At 64.4% G+C, this 14,016-nt stretch carries 11 protein-coding genes; 8 read left to right on the top strand and 3 right to left on the bottom strand.

Annotated elements, in window-relative coordinates; all coding sequences use genetic code 11:
- Nucleotides 1–10 precede the first annotated feature (10 nt).
- The 6 genes from HUN39_RS01025 (at nt 11) to modC (ending at nt 5,870) form a co-directional block, all read left to right on the top strand.
- Nucleotides 11–679 (top strand): COG3904 family protein, encoded by a 669-nt coding sequence (locus HUN39_RS01025; protein WP_175092663.1) that lies wholly within the window; start codon nt 11–13, stop codon nt 677–679.
- Between the two features lie 38 nt (nt 680–717).
- On the top strand, nt 718–2,253 hold the full coding sequence (locus tag HUN39_RS01020) for an acyl-CoA carboxylase subunit beta (protein ID WP_175092662.1): 1,536 nt from the start codon (nt 718–720) through the stop codon (nt 2,251–2,253).
- Between the two features lie 566 nt (nt 2,254–2,819).
- Complete coding sequence (gene trxA / locus HUN39_RS01015) at nt 2,820–3,140, top strand: thioredoxin (RefSeq protein WP_175092661.1); 321 nt, start codon at nt 2,820–2,822, stop codon at nt 3,138–3,140.
- Between the two features lie 81 nt (nt 3,141–3,221).
- Nucleotides 3,222–4,004 carry a molybdate ABC transporter substrate-binding protein gene (modA, locus tag HUN39_RS01010; protein ID WP_175092660.1) on the top strand — a complete coding sequence of 261 codons (783 nt, stop codon included), beginning with the start codon at nt 3,222–3,224 and terminating at the stop codon, nt 4,002–4,004.
- 104 nt (nt 4,005–4,108) lie between these two features.
- On the top strand, nt 4,109–4,783 hold the full coding sequence (modB, locus tag HUN39_RS01005; RefSeq protein WP_175092659.1) for a molybdate ABC transporter permease subunit: 675 nt from the start codon (nt 4,109–4,111) through the stop codon (nt 4,781–4,783).
- On the top strand, nt 4,776–5,870 hold the full coding sequence (gene modC / locus HUN39_RS01000; RefSeq protein WP_232365832.1) for a molybdenum ABC transporter ATP-binding protein: 1,095 nt from the start codon (nt 4,776–4,778) through the stop codon (nt 5,868–5,870). The genes modB and modC overlap by 8 nt, the downstream gene beginning before the upstream one ends.
- On the opposite strand, the gene HUN39_RS00995 is transcribed toward modC, so the two are convergent.
- Together HUN39_RS00995 and HUN39_RS00990 are read right to left on the bottom strand one after the other, a co-directional pair.
- Complete coding sequence (locus tag HUN39_RS00995; RefSeq protein ID WP_175092657.1) at nt 5,865–7,151, bottom strand: MgtC/SapB family protein; 1,287 nt, start codon at nt 7,149–7,151, stop codon at nt 5,865–5,867. The genes modC and HUN39_RS00995 overlap by 6 nt on opposite strands.
- Complete coding sequence (locus tag HUN39_RS00990) at nt 7,139–7,480, bottom strand: MmcQ/YjbR family DNA-binding protein (protein WP_175092656.1); 342 nt, start codon at nt 7,478–7,480, stop codon at nt 7,139–7,141. Before HUN39_RS00990 ends, HUN39_RS00995 begins: the two co-directional genes overlap by 13 nt.
- 102 nt (nt 7,481–7,582) lie before the next feature.
- Between HUN39_RS00990 and HUN39_RS00985 the strand changes: the two genes are divergently transcribed.
- Nucleotides 7,583–8,749: a pyridoxal phosphate-dependent aminotransferase gene (locus HUN39_RS00985; protein ID WP_175092655.1), complete on the top strand. Its 1,167-nt coding sequence runs from the start codon at nt 7,583–7,585 to the stop codon at nt 8,747–8,749.
- On the opposite strand, the gene HUN39_RS00980 is transcribed toward HUN39_RS00985, so the two are convergent.
- Nucleotides 8,746–11,730, bottom strand: coding sequence for an Rne/Rng family ribonuclease (locus HUN39_RS00980; RefSeq protein ID WP_175092654.1), 2,985 nt, complete (start codon nt 11,728–11,730; stop codon nt 8,746–8,748). The genes HUN39_RS00985 and HUN39_RS00980 overlap by 4 nt on opposite strands.
- Nucleotides 11,731–12,392: 662 nt before the next feature.
- Between HUN39_RS00980 and HUN39_RS00975 the strand changes: the two genes are divergently transcribed.
- Nucleotides 12,393–13,649, top strand: coding sequence for an N-acetylmuramoyl-L-alanine amidase (locus tag HUN39_RS00975; RefSeq protein WP_232365831.1), 1,257 nt, complete (start codon nt 12,393–12,395; stop codon nt 13,647–13,649).
- The last annotated feature ends 367 nt before the right edge of the window (nt 13,650–14,016 follow it).

The raw sequence follows: 14,016 nt of genomic DNA, 5'->3' as shown, positions 1-14,016 counted from the left end.
GGCCGCCCGGATGAGATTGATCAAGACCGTCCTCTTTGCGCTCTGCGTCGCCGCATTCGCCCCCATTTCCGCGCAAGCCGAAGAGATGAGCTTTCGCATCGTCGGCGTGAATTCCGACGGCTGCCGCGCAAATTGCCCACAAGTGATCGCGGCGCAAGGCGAAATGAGCTTAGAGACGCCCGACGCCTTCGTCGCCTTCGTGCGCGAAAATGCGCGTGGCGGCAATCTGCACGGAATTGTGCTGCTCGACTCGCCTGGCGGAAAGGTCGTCGCGTCGATGGAGCTCGGACAGGCCTTCCGCAAGCTCGGGATGGCGGTGATCGTCGCCCGTCCCGCGGCGGATCAATCTCGTACAATGGCGCTCGTATCGGGCCGCTGCTATTCGGCGTGCGTCTACGCGTTGATGGGCGGCAGGAAGCGCGTGATCCCGCCGCAGAGTAGCGTCGGCATCCACCGCATGTTCAATTATTCGACGAGTTTCGACATCGCCGAGGGGGGACTCGTGCGCGAGCGCAACTATGACGATGGCGGCATGCTCCAAACGCTTTCCCGCTACGCGGCGATGATGGGCGTGAGCACCGAACTCGTAAAGCTTGCCGAGCAGACGTCGCCCGATAAGCTTTACATGCTGACCGGCGCCGACATTGCGCGTTGGCGGCTTGGGTCGCGCAAGCTCTAGACGCGTCGGATTACGCATATCAGCAACCAGGGCAGCACATGAAACATATTCTCGACGGGCTTGAACGGCGGCGCGCGTCCGCCCGACTGGGCGGCGGCCAAAAGCGGATCGAAGCGCAGCACGCCCGCGGCAAGCTCACCGCGCGCGAGCGAATCGAACTGCTGCTCGATCACGGCTCGTTCGAAGAATTCGACATGTTCGTCGCCCACCGCTGCACCGATTTCGGCATGGATCAGGGCGAAAAAATCTCGGGCGACGGCGTCGTCACCGGTTGGGGGACGGTCAACGGCCGCGCCGTCTTCGTCTTCGCCAAGGACTTCACCGTCTTCGGCGGCTCGCTTTCCGAGACTCACGCGCAAAAGATCACCAAGCTGCAGGACATGGCGCTGAAAAATCGCGCCCCCATCATCGGCCTGTTCGACGCCGGCGGCGCGCGCATTCAGGAAGGCGTCGCGGCGCTCGGCGGCTATGGCGAAGTCTTCCAGCGCAATGTCATGGCCTCCGGCGTCATTCCGCAAATCTCGGTGATCATGGGCCCCTGCGCCGGCGGCGACGTCTACTCGCCGGCGATGACGGACTTCATCTTCATGGTGCGCGATACGAGCTATATGTTCGTGACCGGGCCCGATGTCGTGAAGACGGTGACAAATGAGACGGTCACGGCGGAAGAGCTCGGCGGCGCTTCGGTGCATACGACCAAAAGCTCGATCGCCGATCGCGCATACGACAACGACGTCGAAGCGCTCCTGCAGATGCGCAGGCTGATTGATTTCCTGCCCTCCTCCAACCAGGAAGAGTCGCCGGAATGGCCTGCTTTCGACGAGGTGGACCGCGTCGACGAATCGCTCGACACGATTGTTCCGGATAATCCGAACAAGCCTTACGACATCAAGGAGCTCATCCATAAGATCGTCGACGAGGCCGACTTTTTCGAGATACAAGATGCGCACGCTCGCAATATCGTGATCGGCTTTGGCCGCATCGAAGGGCGCACGGTCGGTTTCGTCGCCAATCAACCGCTCGTGCTCGCCGGCGTGCTCGATATCGACGCCTCCAAGAAGGCGGCGCGTTTCGTGCGTTTTTGCGACTGCTTCAACATTCCGATCGTCACCTTTGTCGACGTGCCGGGTTTCCTGCCTGGGACGGCGCAAGAATACGGCGGCCTGATCAAGCATGGCGCGAAGCTGCTGTTCGCATACGCCGAAGCGACGGTGCCGAAAGTGACCATCATCACGCGAAAGGCGTTCGGCGGCGCCTATGACGTTATGGCGTCAAAACATCTTCGCGGCGACGTCAACTACGCCTGGCCGTCGGCGCAGATCGCCGTCATGGGCGCAAAGGGCGCGGTCGAAATCATCTTCCGCGCCGATCTCGGCGATCCGGAAAAGATCGCTCAGCGCACCAAGGAGTATGAAGATCGCTTCTTGTCGCCATTCGTCGCCGCAGAGCGTGGTTATATCGACGAAGTGATTACGCCGCGTTCGACCCGCAAGCGAATCGCTCGCGCGCTCGCGCTGCTTCGCCACAAGGAATTGGAGAATCCTTGGAAGAAGCACGACAACATTCCCCTGTGATGCGGCGCAATAGCGCCCGCGGCGCCGGCGCCGGCGCCGGCGCGAGGGCGTTGCGCCATCTAGGGTGGGTCGGCGCGATCAGCCTAATTCAGCGGCGCCCGATCACAAAATTCGTCAGACTGCACATTTTTGAAGTGACAGTCCGCCCGTTTTGTCCTAGTGTTCGCTCGCCAGGTTGGTTGGGGTAAAAGCCTAAGCGTCGAATGCGTCGCAGGAGTTAAGCCCAGCTACGGTCCAAGTCGGGGAGGACGCCGAACAGAACGCAGTTCGCCGAGGCTCGCAAGATGAGCCGGCGCGAAAGGCTATCGGAGCGACTTAAGACTTCGGAGCTTGGCGTTTCAGTTCGGTTAAGGACGGGGTGCCAAAGAGCGGGGAGCGGCGGGACGCCATTCCCGCTCTTTGTGTTTTTGTCGACGCGCGACCGATGCTTTTAATGAATCGCTAAGCGTCGAAGATTGATTCCGATTGGTCTGCACCGGATCTGCTCGGGACGTCGCCTTGACGGGCGATGACGCGCTTCCTACGTTCCGCGCACGTCTAACGAAAAGCCCAATGGAAGGCCGGCCATGTCCACGCAGAAAATCACTGACGCCACTTTCGAACAGGAAGTGCTCAAATCCGCAGAGCCGGTTGTTGTCGATTTTTGGGCGGAATGGTGCGGTCCCTGCCGCATGATCGCTCCGGCGCTGGAGGAGATCGCCGCGGAGATGAAGGGCAAGATCAAGGTCGTCAAGCTCAACATCGACGAAAACCCCGCCGTGGCGAGCAAGCTCGGCATCCGATCGATTCCGACGCTCATCCTGTTCAAGGACGGCAAGGCCGCCGCGCAAAAGGTCGGCGCAGCGCCCAAGGGCGAATTGTCGCGGTGGATCGCTGCAGCCGTGTGAGCGATTCTTGCAATTGGTGCCAGCGGCCGGCGCATCGCAACAGGCGTGCTCTCGAGCCATCAAACCTCGGGAGCTGCATAGATGCGCCGACTGCATGGATTTCTCGCTTTCTGTTGCCTGATCGCTTTAACGCTCGCGCCGCTCCGCGCCGCGACGGCCAGCGAAATCACCATCGCGGCGGCGTCCGATCTCAAATTCGCGTTGCAGGAAATCGTCTCCAACTTTCAAGCCGCCCATAAGGGCGACAAGGTCGATGTTATTTACGGCTCTTCCGGCAAGCTGCAGACGCAGATCCGCGAGGGCGCGCCCTTCGACATTTTCTTTTCGGCCGACATCACCTATGCGCGCGCGCTGCGCAAGGACGGCTTCGCGGCGACCGAGCCCATGCCCTACGCGGTCGGCAGGATCGTTTTGTGGAGCGCGACGCGCGACGCGACAAAAATGCGCCTGGAGGATCTAGCCGATCCGAAGATCGGCAAGATCGCGATCGCCAATCCGGCGCATGCGCCTTACGGCAGATGCGCAGAACAAGTGCTGCGCGCCGCCGGCCTTTGGGACAAGGTGAAGGACAAGCTCGTGTTCGGCGAGAACATCTCTCAGGCGACGCAATACGCCGAGACCGGCGCCGCCGATGTCGCGCTGACCGCTCTTTCAATCGCTTTGAGCAAGCAGGCGGCGGACAGAGGCGGCTATTCTCTGATCCCTGAGACGCTGCATTCACGACTCGAACAGGCCTATGTGGTGACCCGCCAGGGCGCCGACAAAGCTCTGGCGAAGACCTTTCTCGACTATCTCAAAACCGGACAATCGCAGGCGATCATGATAAAGTTTGGCTTCGCGCCCCCCGGCCAGGCCGCGCGGTAGGGCGTTTCGCCCGTGCACGAATCCGCTAAAATGTGGAACAGGCGGACGCTGACAATCCGCCGCCTGTCTTAACCTCACCGCCGCCGCTCGGCGGCAGGTCTCGCATGCCGACATCCGAAGATCTTGCCGCGATCTGGCTGACGCTCAAGCTCGCGACGATCGTCACATTTCTGCTGCTCCTGATCGGCGCGCCATTGGCGTGGTGGCTGGCGCGCACGCAGTCCTGGCTCAAGGCGCCATTGGGAGCGGTCGTGGCGCTGCCGCTGGTTCTGCCGCCGACAGTGCTGGGCTTCTACCTGCTGCTGACCATGGGCCCGCATGGACCCTTGGGCAGGCTCACGACGTTCCTCGGCGTCGCGCCCTTGCCGTTCACCTTCGCCGGCCTCGTCGTGGCGTCGCTTGTTTATTCGCTGCCCTTCGTCGTGCAGCCGATCCAGAACGCCTTCGAGGCGATGGGCGATCGTCCGCTGGAGGCCGCCGCCACACTGCGCGCCAGCCCGCTGGACGCTTTCTTCACCGTGGCGCTGCCGCTCGCGAGGCCCGGTCTCGTTACGGCGGCCATTCTTGGCTTTGCGCATACGGTCGGTGAATTCGGCGTCGTTCTGATGGTCGGCGGCGCCATTCCCGACAAGACGCGCGTGGTGTCGGTCCTGATCTATGACCAGGTCGAGTCGATGAACTACGAGCGCGCACATTGGCTGGCCGGGGGCATGCTGCTGTTCAGTTTCTGCGTTCTCCTCGCGCTCTATGGGCGCCGACGGAACGGCCGCCATGGCTGACGGCGCCATCGCCGCGCGTTTTCGCCTCGCCTATCCCGGCTTTGCGCTCGACGTTGATCTAGAGCTGCCGGGACGCGGCGTCACGGCGCTTTTTGGCCCTTCCGGCTCCGGCAAGTCGACCGCCCTGCGCTGCATGGCGGGGCTGACGCGCGCGCCCGACGGGCTTCTCAAGATCGGCGGCGACGTCTGGCAAGACGAGGCGCGTGGCGTCTTCGTGCCGACGCATCGCCGCGCGCTCGGCATGGTGTTCCAGGACGCGAGCCTGTTTTCCCATCTCACCGTCAAGGGAAACCTCGATTATGGAATGACCCGCGCGCGCGTCACGGCGGCCGAGGCGGGCCGCGATGCGCTTTGCGAAATGCTCGACATCGCAGCTCTCGCGGAGCGCTGGCCGGATACGCTTTCCGGCGGCGAGCGACAGAGAGTCGCGATCGCTCGCGCCCTGCTGACGCGTCCACAACTGCTGCTCATGGATGAGCCGCTGGCGTCGCTCGACGTGGCGCGCCGCCTCGACGTGTTGCCCTATCTCGAACGGCTGCGCGACGAACTCGATATCCCGATCATCTACGTCAGCCATGCGCCGGAAGAAGTCACGCGCATCGCGGACGAGGCCGTCGTGCTCGATCGCGGTCGCGTCGTCGCGCGCGGCGCGCCGCTCGACGTGCTGCCGAGCGCGAGTCGTCTTGTCGAGGGCGGCAGATTCGGCGTGGTCAACGCGCTCAAAGCGCGCGTCGTCGCGGTCGATGACGCTTACGGCGTCACGCGGCTTGCCCATCCGGCGGGCGAGATCTTGATCGCTGCGCGTCTGACGACGCAGCGCGAGGCGCGCGTCGTCATGCGCGCGACAGACGTTGCGCTTGCGATGTCCGAACCCCGCGACACCAGCGTGCGGACGATTTTGCGCGGCCGCATCGAGAAGATCGATGCGACCGAGAGCGCCCTCGCCTTCGTCACGCTGACGCTCGTTGGCGGCGACCGTCTTGTCTCGGCGATCACGCGGCTTGCGCTCGACGAGTTGCGGCTGACCGTCGGCGCAGACGTATTCGTCCTAGTGAAATCGGTCGCTCTCGACGAGCGCGGTTTATAGGCGAGCGAATTCCGCCAGCCACAACGCCGCGAGCGCCCCTACGACGGCGAGAGTGGAAGCCGCGGCAAGTCTGTAGCCCATTCCGGCGCCGCCGATAACCCAGCCCATCACGACTTTCGACGCGGTGTTCGACAGCAGCGCCAGCAGCACCGCCCCCGCCGCCGCCCTTATGCCGATCTCGGTTGCGCCGAGCCGCGCCATGGTCAGTCCGATCGCGTCAACGTCGACGATGCCGGAAATGGCCGCGAGGGCGTAAGCGCCGCCGCTTCCGGCGAAATGCGTCGCGAGCCGCGAGAGGATCATCACGCTCGCGAGGAGCGCGCCGAATTTGAGCACCGCCATCACATCCAGCGGATTGCCGACAGAAAAGCCGCTCGATTCTGCGGGCCGCTCGCTTCTCCGCAGGAGAAAGACTCCGGCGAGCGCGAAGAGCACGCCGCCTGCAACGACCGGCGGCGCCATACGCCACGCCAGCGTCGGATTGATAACCGCGATGACGGCGATGATTCGCGGCGCCATCACCGCATTCGCGAAGATGGCGCCCGCCGCCGAAGCGCCAATCTGCGCGGGCTGTTCCCGCGCCAGCCGAGACATCGCCGCCGTCGCGGCCGTCGACGACGCCAGTCCTCCCGCCATGCCGGCGACTGCGACGCCGCGGCCGTAGCCGATAATCTTTACGGCGACGTAGCCCGCGAAGGAAATCACGCCGATCAGCACGGTCATCAGCCACAATTCGAAAGGGTTCACCGCTTGCCACGGGTCGATGGCGCGATTCGGCAGAACCGGCAGCAAGATGAAGCTCATCGCGAGCAGCGCCAGCCCGGAGCGCAGCTCGTCCCAGGTGATGCGCTTGACGAGGCCGTGCAGAAACGCCTTGAGCGCCAGGATTGCGGTCGTGGCGACCGCAGCCGCGGCCGCCGCCTGTATGTCGCCGATCACGGCGAAGGCGCCGAGCGAAAAGGCAAGCGACGCCGCGACGACGGTCGTCGCGCCAAAGGTCTCGTCACGCACGTTTTCGCGGTAGCGATAGACCCCGACCAAAGCGCCGACGAAGGCGAAGGCGATCGCCAAAGCGACGACGCCGGAAGCGCCAAAAGGCTGAACGATTGCGCCCCACACGCCGCCAAGCAGTCCGGCAAGCCCATGCGTGCGCAGGCCGGCGGCGCGCTCGCCTTCCGACTCGTCGCGTGACGTCCAGCCTCGTTCCAAGCCAATGAGCAGCCCGATCGCCAGCGCAATCGACAGTCTCTGAATCAGCTCGATGGCGCTTAATTCGTACATTTGTTTTTCTTTGCCGTCTTTTTCTTTGTGGCGTGACGCCAAGCCGTTTCCAGCGCGTCGCGCAGCTCCGAGACGTCGATCGCTGCGAGCAGAATCGTCGTCCATCCCTGCCGCCCCCAGGCGTTGGGGACGGGCGCAAACGCCTGCGGCGCCATCATGGATTTGAACGCCTGCTCTTCGGGCGCGAATTTCACGTTCGCCGTTAGTCCGTCGGCCGCCAGAGTGGCGTAGATGCGTGCGGCTTTAAATGTGGATCTGTCGAAATGCGGCGCTTCGCGCGTTCCCTCGAGAGACATTGCGATGCGCCGGAAATCATGGCTGCTGGCCATGTCTGCTCCATGAAAGGCCGGCGCGATGCGCGCCGCTCACGATAATATGGCGCGCGACGGCGAGAGCGTGCGCACAACAGAGATTGGCAATAGAAGGCTCGTATGAACGCACCCCTACCCCCATCCCGTCGCTCCCAAATCGCGCCCTTCATGGCGATGGACGTGCTGCGCGACGCGAAAGCCTTGGAGCGCGCCGGCCGCAGCATCATCCATTTGGAGCTTGGCGAACCCGGGGTCGCCGCGCCGCGCCACGTGCGCGAGGCCGCCACGGAGTCATTGCGCCAGGGCTCGATCGGCTATGGCGAAGCGCTTGGCGACGCGTCGCTGCGCGCCCGCATCGCGCGTCACTATGGCGAGCGCTATGGCGTCGACGTCACGCCCGACCGCGTCATCGCCACGACAGGCTCATCCGGCGGCTTTCTGCTCGCCTTTCTCGCCGCGTTCGATCCGGGAGCAAGGATCGCCGTCACCGCGCCTGGCTATCCGGCCTATGCGAACATCCTTTCCGCGCTCGGCTTGGAGCCAGTCCTGCTCGAAATCGGCCACGAGACGCGCTTTGCGCCCACTGCGGCGATGCTCGAATCGGCCCATCGAGGCGGCAAGCTTCACGGCGCGCTCTTCATGAGCCCGGCCAATCCGACCGGCGCGATGATTGCGCGCGATGAGTTGGCGCGGATCTGCGCCTTCTGCGACGAAGCCGAAATCGTTCTCGTCTCCGACGAGATCTATCACGGACTCGAATATGAGATGTGCGCGGAGACCGCGCTGCGTTTCTCGCAACGCGCCCTGGTCATCAATTCCTTCTCGAAATATTACGCGATGACCGGATGGCGGCTCGGCTGGCTCGTCGCGCCGGCCGAATTGATGCGTCCGCTCGAGCGCTTGCAGCAGTCGCTGGCGATCTGCGCCCCGACCTTGTCGCAGCGCGCCGCCCTCGCCGCTTTCGACGCTGGCGACGAATTGGAGGCGAACCGCGCCGCCTATGCGCGAAACCGGGCGCTTCTACTGGACCGCCTTCCCAAATTGGGATTGGACAATTTCGCGCCGCCCGACGGCGCTTTTTACATCTACGCCGACATCTCGCGTTTCACCGACGATTCGATCGGGTTCTGTCGGCGGATGTTGCAAGAAGCCGGCGTCGCGACGACGCCAGGCCTCGATTTTGATCCGCGCCGCGGCGCAAAAACGCTGCGGCTCTCTTACGCCGGGCCGGAAGCGGATGTGCGCGAGGGCGTCGCCCGCCTAGAAGGCTGGCTGCGACGACCCTAGCTGCCGAAAGGCGTGCGCACGCGCTGCCACCAGCCGCCCTTCTTCGGGCGGTCGGGATCCGCTTGCGTAATGACCACTTCCGTGGGCTCGCGCGGGGCGGCCGGCCGGGGAGCGGGCTCGGGCGTCGGCATCGGCGTCGGCGCCGCCTGAGATGGAGCGATCTGCGCGACAGGCTCGCTTGCGCGCTCTTGGGAGGGCGGCGCAATCTCGGCGCCGTTTGCCGGCGACGGCGCCGGAAACTCCGGCGTCTGCGCCTCACGCGGGGAGATCAGGGCGCGAGTCTCCTCGCCACCCTCGTCGAGCGCAAAGACCGCGGAAGGGTCTTTGAATTCCTCTGGCAAGGGAGCGGATCGCCGCCAACGGCCAGGACCGCGATCTGGACTACGATTGCCGCCGCGTCGGCCGACGCGGCGGTCAGGCCGATCCTCGGCGGGCGCCGGCGCGCCCTCAATCGCCGCCATGAGCGCAAGGCCTTCATCGGACGGCTGCTCGGCGCCAGGCGCCAGGAGTTCGCCGCCCTGTGCGCCGCCGCCACGGCCTCGGCGACGACGACGACGACGGCCGCGTGACGCGTCTTCATCCGCGCCCAAGCGCGATCGTTCGCCGTTCTCGTCACGCTGATCGCCGTTCGACTCGACGGCTTCCTCTTCCGCCTCGACAATTTCGCCAGCGATCAAGACTTCCGGCGCCTCTTCCTCAACAAGAGGTTCGGCGAGCACCGAATCGACGCGCAAAGGCGCGTCGCGCTGCGAAACGCGCGGCCCGGTCGCAAGTTCTCCGCGCTCAAGCGCATGATAGGTCGCGCCCGTCAGCGTATCGTCGGCGGCGACCGTGATATGGACGCCGAAGCGGCGCTCCAGCTCCTGCAGATGGGCGCGCTTCTGGTTGAGAATGTAGAGCGCCACCACCGCGCGGGTGCGCAGCGTGACGTCATGCGCGGCGCTCTTGACCAGCGCCTCTTCCAGCACGCGCAGCACATGCAACGCAACGGAGGCGGTGGAGCGCACGTGACCGGCGCCGATGCAGTGCGGACATGGCACCGTCGAGCCCTCGACGACGCCGGCGCGGATGCGCTGACGCGACATTTCGAGCAAGCCGAAATGCGAGATGCGGCCGACCTGAATGCGGGCGCGGTCGTTTTTCAACGCGTCCTTGAGGCGTCGCTCAACAGCGCGATTGTTGCGGCTCTCCTCCATGTCGATGAAGTCGACGACGATCAGCCCGGCGAGATCGCGCAGTCGCAATTGCCGCGCGACTTCGTCCGCGGCTTCGAGATTGGTGCGAAGCGCCGTGTCCTCGATATTGTGCTCGCGCGTCGAACGTCCCGAGTTCACGTCGATCGCGACCAGCGCCTCGGTCTGGTTGATGACCAGATAGCCGCCGGATTTCAGCGTGACATGGTTGGAGAACATCGCGTCGAGTTGGGCCTCGACGCCGCTTTCGGCGAAGATCGGAAAGGGCTCGCGATGCAGGCGCACGTTTTTCGCGTGGCTCGGCATCAGCATGCGCATGAAGTCTTTGGCCTCGCGATAGGCGTCTTCGCCCGAAACGACGACTTCCTCGACGTCGCGCCCATAAAGATCGCGAATGGCGCGCTTGATGAGTGAGCCTTCCTCATAGACGAGGGTCGGCGCCGCGGAGCGCAGCGTCAATTCGCGCACGCTCTCCCACAGCCGCAGCAGATATTCGAAATCGCGCTTGACCTCCTGCTTGGTCCGCGTCGCGCCGGCCGTTCGAAGGATGACGCCCATCCCCTCCGGCACCTCGAGATCATGCACGATCTCTTTCAACCGCTTGCGGTCCGCGCCGTCCGTGATCTTGCGCGAAATGCCCCCGCCCCGCGCGGTATTGGGCATGAGCACGGAATAACGGCCGGCAAGCGAAAGATAGGTCGTGAGCGCGGCGCCCTTGTTGCCGCGCTCTTCCTTGACGACCTGAACGAGCAGCACCTGGCGGCGCTTGATGACCTCTTGAATCTTGTACTGGCGACGGGCGCGCGGCGCGCGATAGGGCGCTTCGTCCATCGCGTCCCCGCCGATGTGCTCGACGTGATCGTCCTCGTCGTCATGCTCTTCCTCGTCGTGCTCCTCAACCGGGGCGTCGACGCGGGCGTTGACCTCAGCCGTTTCGTCTTCCGAATCTTCGCGGGCGCGTTCACGCGCCTCGTCACGCTCGTCCTGTCGGCGCGCTTTCAGTTCGTGGTCAGGCTCTGGCCCCTGGAGGGCAAACTCCTCCGCCTCGCCGGTTTCGACCGAACCGAAGCCGGCGGGATCGATGGAAATCTGCTCATGCTGCGCCGCAGCGATCGCCTGATCGCCCGCCTCGGCCTCGATGTCCGTGCGCTCTGACCGACCCTCGGCGGAGTCAGGCTTCCCTGCGTCAGGCTCCTGCGCCCCGACGTCTCGACCACGCGCTTCGGTCTCGACGGCCGCTGGCGGAGCTTCAAGACGTTCTTGCGCCCCAGCCTGGGGCGCGAATTCCGGCGCGGATTCAGACCGTTCCTCAGCCGATTCGGCGAAGCCTGTTTCGGCCTGATCCTCAATGACGACGGGCGAAGCGCCCAAATCCTCGATGAGTTCGCTCGTCACAGCCTCATCGGCGCTCGCGCGCTTCTCGGCGCCCTCGTGTTGGCGGCGGCGCGAACGGCGCCCGCGACCGTGCGGAACGCGCTCTTCCTCGTCGGCCTGCTGATGTGCGCGACTCTCCTCGTCGAGCAGCGCCTGTCGATCGGCGACGGGGATTTGATAGTAGTCAGGGTGAATTTCCGCGAAGGCCAGAAAGCCGTGACGGTTTCCGCCATAGTCGACGAAGGCGGCCTGAAGGGACGGCTCAACCCGCGTGACCTTCGCGAGATAAATGTTGCCGCGTAGCGGTTTTTTGTCGGCAGCCTCGAAATCGAATTCCTGAACGCGGTTTCCACGTAGAACGACTACGCGGGTCTCCTCCGGGTGGGAGGCGTCGATGAGCATCTTGTTAGCCATGGGGGACTCTTCTGCGGCGTGGCGCGCAATAACGCCGACGGGGCAAGCCTGAGTCCTGGAATGGACTCGGCGACCGCTCTTTGGCGCATCCTGACGGCGCGAACGCTTCTTGTGAGGATTAGGGAGACAGGCCTGAGGCCTGCGATACGCTTGCCGGCTTGCGAGCCGGCGGGACAAAGCGCATCGCGCCTCGTCCCCATGAGATGACGAACGAGCCAAGAGCCCATGTTTTTAGCGAAGCTGCGCCCTGCCGCGAGGACATGCCACACGGAGGAATCGCCTGCTCTCGCGCCTATCACGGTCCTGGCCATGAGATCGTCAAAAAACCTTTCGCGCCGCCACGTGGCGGCGACCAAACGTCACGACCTGCACGGGGCGGCGTAACGGAAAGCAACTGTCCGAAATTCTGTTGGCTCGACTTGACGGCCGCATATCGCGGAGAATATCGCGCCGCAGAATTCGCAGCTGTCTCCTTACATATCGGTCGACGTAGGCCGGCGCAAGCGCCGGCTCGGCTATTCACCGAAAAATTCGTGGAGAAAGATCCCGGAGCTGACGGCTTTCAGATAAGCTAACGATACGTTAACGGCGCTCCTCCAAAATCGACGATTGCCGGATCGAAGCGCCGCGCGAATCTAGAGACGAACATGAGGAGGACAGCTTTGCGCGCAGGGACGCCGCCACCGTTCATCGCCATGGCGGCTGCGCTCCTCGCGACTCTGGGCGGGTTCGCGCGGCCCGCCGCGGCCGAGGATCCGCAGAAGGAAATCTCTGCGCTGACCGCCCGCATTGAGGCGCTCCCCGATCGTTCCCGCCTCCTCTTCGATCTCACCGGCCTGCCGCCGGTGACCGCGCATTCTGTGGCGAACCCGCCGCGCATCATCGTCGATTTGCCCGAAGTGCTCTTCCGCATGGAGGCGAACGCCGGCCTGTCTCCAGGCGACAAGCTCATAAAATCATACCGTTATGGCATCTTCGCGCCGGGACGCTCGCGCGTCGTGATTGATCTCGCGGCGCCCGCCAAAATTCTCAAGGCGGACAGTGAGGCGGCGGCGGGGGGACCGCGGCTCGTCATCGAGCTCGCCCCGACCAGCGCCGGGCATTTCGCCGCGACTGTCGCCGAACAGGCGCGCCTGCAGCCCGCAGAGCCGCCGAAACTGCCAGCGACGGCCGCCAAAGCGCCAACGGACAAGCCCATGGTGGTCATCGATCCGGGCCATGGCGGCGTCGATATGGGCGCGACCTCCAAGCACGGCGAAATGGAAAAGGACGTCGTGCTCGAGTTCGCGCGCGCGCTGCGGGACAAAATCCAGGAAACCGGCCGCGCCCGCGTGCTTTTGACCCGCGACCACGACATGTTTCTCCCGCTTGCCGAGCGGGTGCGAATCGCTCGCGAAAACAATGCTTCCCTGTTTGTCTCAATTCATGCCGACACGCTCGCCGCGTCCCGCGTCGAGGGCGCGACCGTGTATACCGTCTCCGAGCGCGCCTCGGACGCCGAAGCGGCGCGGATGGCGGAGAAGGAAAATCTCGCGGATCAGGCCGCCGGCCTTGAAAGCAAGGCGGACGCCGAAGAGGTCGGCGACATATTGTTCGAACTCACGCGGCGCGAGACCCGCGCCTACAGTCGCCAGTTTTCGCATTCGCTGATCTCATTTTGGAGGGAAGTCGGGGCGCTGAATAAAAATCCGAGCCGCTCGGCCGGTTTCGTTGTGCTCAAAGCCTTCGACGTTCCCTCCGTGCTGCTCGAACTCGGGTATCTCTCGAGCGAGAAGGATCTATCCCGGCTGACGTCCCAGGACTGGCGCGAGCGCGCCGCGCAGAAAACCGCCGAAGCTGTTGACGCCTTTATCAGTGCACGGAGCCGTGAAGCGCGGGCCCCCGCCGAAGCGCCCTCGGGCGCGGCGCGCCCACAATAAAACACAAAATCACGGCACATGAAGACAGTCGCGACGCACGATCGCCCGCGCGTCGCAGCCGCCGAAGCACGAGAAACGCAGACGCGGCGTCACATACTTGCGGATAGGCGCTTCTCGCGTCGCGGCAATTCGTGACCGGCGACGATCGCCGTCAAACGCGCCGGGAACCGGCGCCGGGAATTCGCCGAACGGTGGAATGATCCAAAACGGGCGTTGTTAAAGAAAATGACCCCAGAACGTGCGATCGCTCACTATATCTGAGCTGAACGACGCCCTCGCGCGCCGGCCAGGCTCAGGCGACCGCCGTCGCGCAACGGACTTTGGCATTAGAAACAATAGCCGACGCCAGCCGCCGGCCGCTCTAAGG

Origin of the sequence: Methylocystis silviterrae (genome assembly GCF_013350005.1) — a bacterium.
Lineage (GTDB): Bacteria > Pseudomonadota > Alphaproteobacteria > Rhizobiales > Beijerinckiaceae > Methylocystis > Methylocystis silviterrae.
Note: the sequence above shows the minus strand (reverse complement) of the source record. Positions and strands in the feature narration are given on the sequence as shown.

Excerpts from the sequence above, each read along its gene's own strand:
- HUN39_RS01025 (WP_175092663.1), top strand. The coding sequence starts at position 11 with ATGAGATTGATCAAGACCGTCCTCTTTGCGCTCTGCGTCGCCGCATTC.
- HUN39_RS01020 (WP_175092662.1), top strand. The coding sequence starts at position 718 with ATGAAACATATTCTCGACGGGCTTGAACGGCGGCGCGCGTCCGCCCGA.
- trxA (WP_175092661.1), top strand. The coding sequence starts at position 2,820 with ATGTCCACGCAGAAAATCACTGACGCCACTTTCGAACAGGAAGTGCTC.
- modA (WP_175092660.1), top strand. The coding sequence starts at position 3,222 with ATGCGCCGACTGCATGGATTTCTCGCTTTCTGTTGCCTGATCGCTTTA.
- modB (WP_175092659.1), top strand. The coding sequence starts at position 4,109 with ATGCCGACATCCGAAGATCTTGCCGCGATCTGGCTGACGCTCAAGCTC.
- modC (WP_232365832.1), top strand. The coding sequence starts at position 4,776 with ATGGCTGACGGCGCCATCGCCGCGCGTTTTCGCCTCGCCTATCCCGGC.
- HUN39_RS00995 (WP_175092657.1), bottom strand. The coding sequence starts at position 7,151 with ATGTACGAATTAAGCGCCATCGAGCTGATTCAGAGACTGTCGATTGCG.
- HUN39_RS00990 (WP_175092656.1), bottom strand. The coding sequence starts at position 7,480 with ATGGCCAGCAGCCATGATTTCCGGCGCATCGCAATGTCTCTCGAGGGA.
- HUN39_RS00985 (WP_175092655.1), top strand. The coding sequence starts at position 7,583 with ATGAACGCACCCCTACCCCCATCCCGTCGCTCCCAAATCGCGCCCTTC.
- HUN39_RS00980 (WP_175092654.1), bottom strand. The coding sequence starts at position 11,730 with ATGGCTAACAAGATGCTCATCGACGCCTCCCACCCGGAGGAGACCCGC.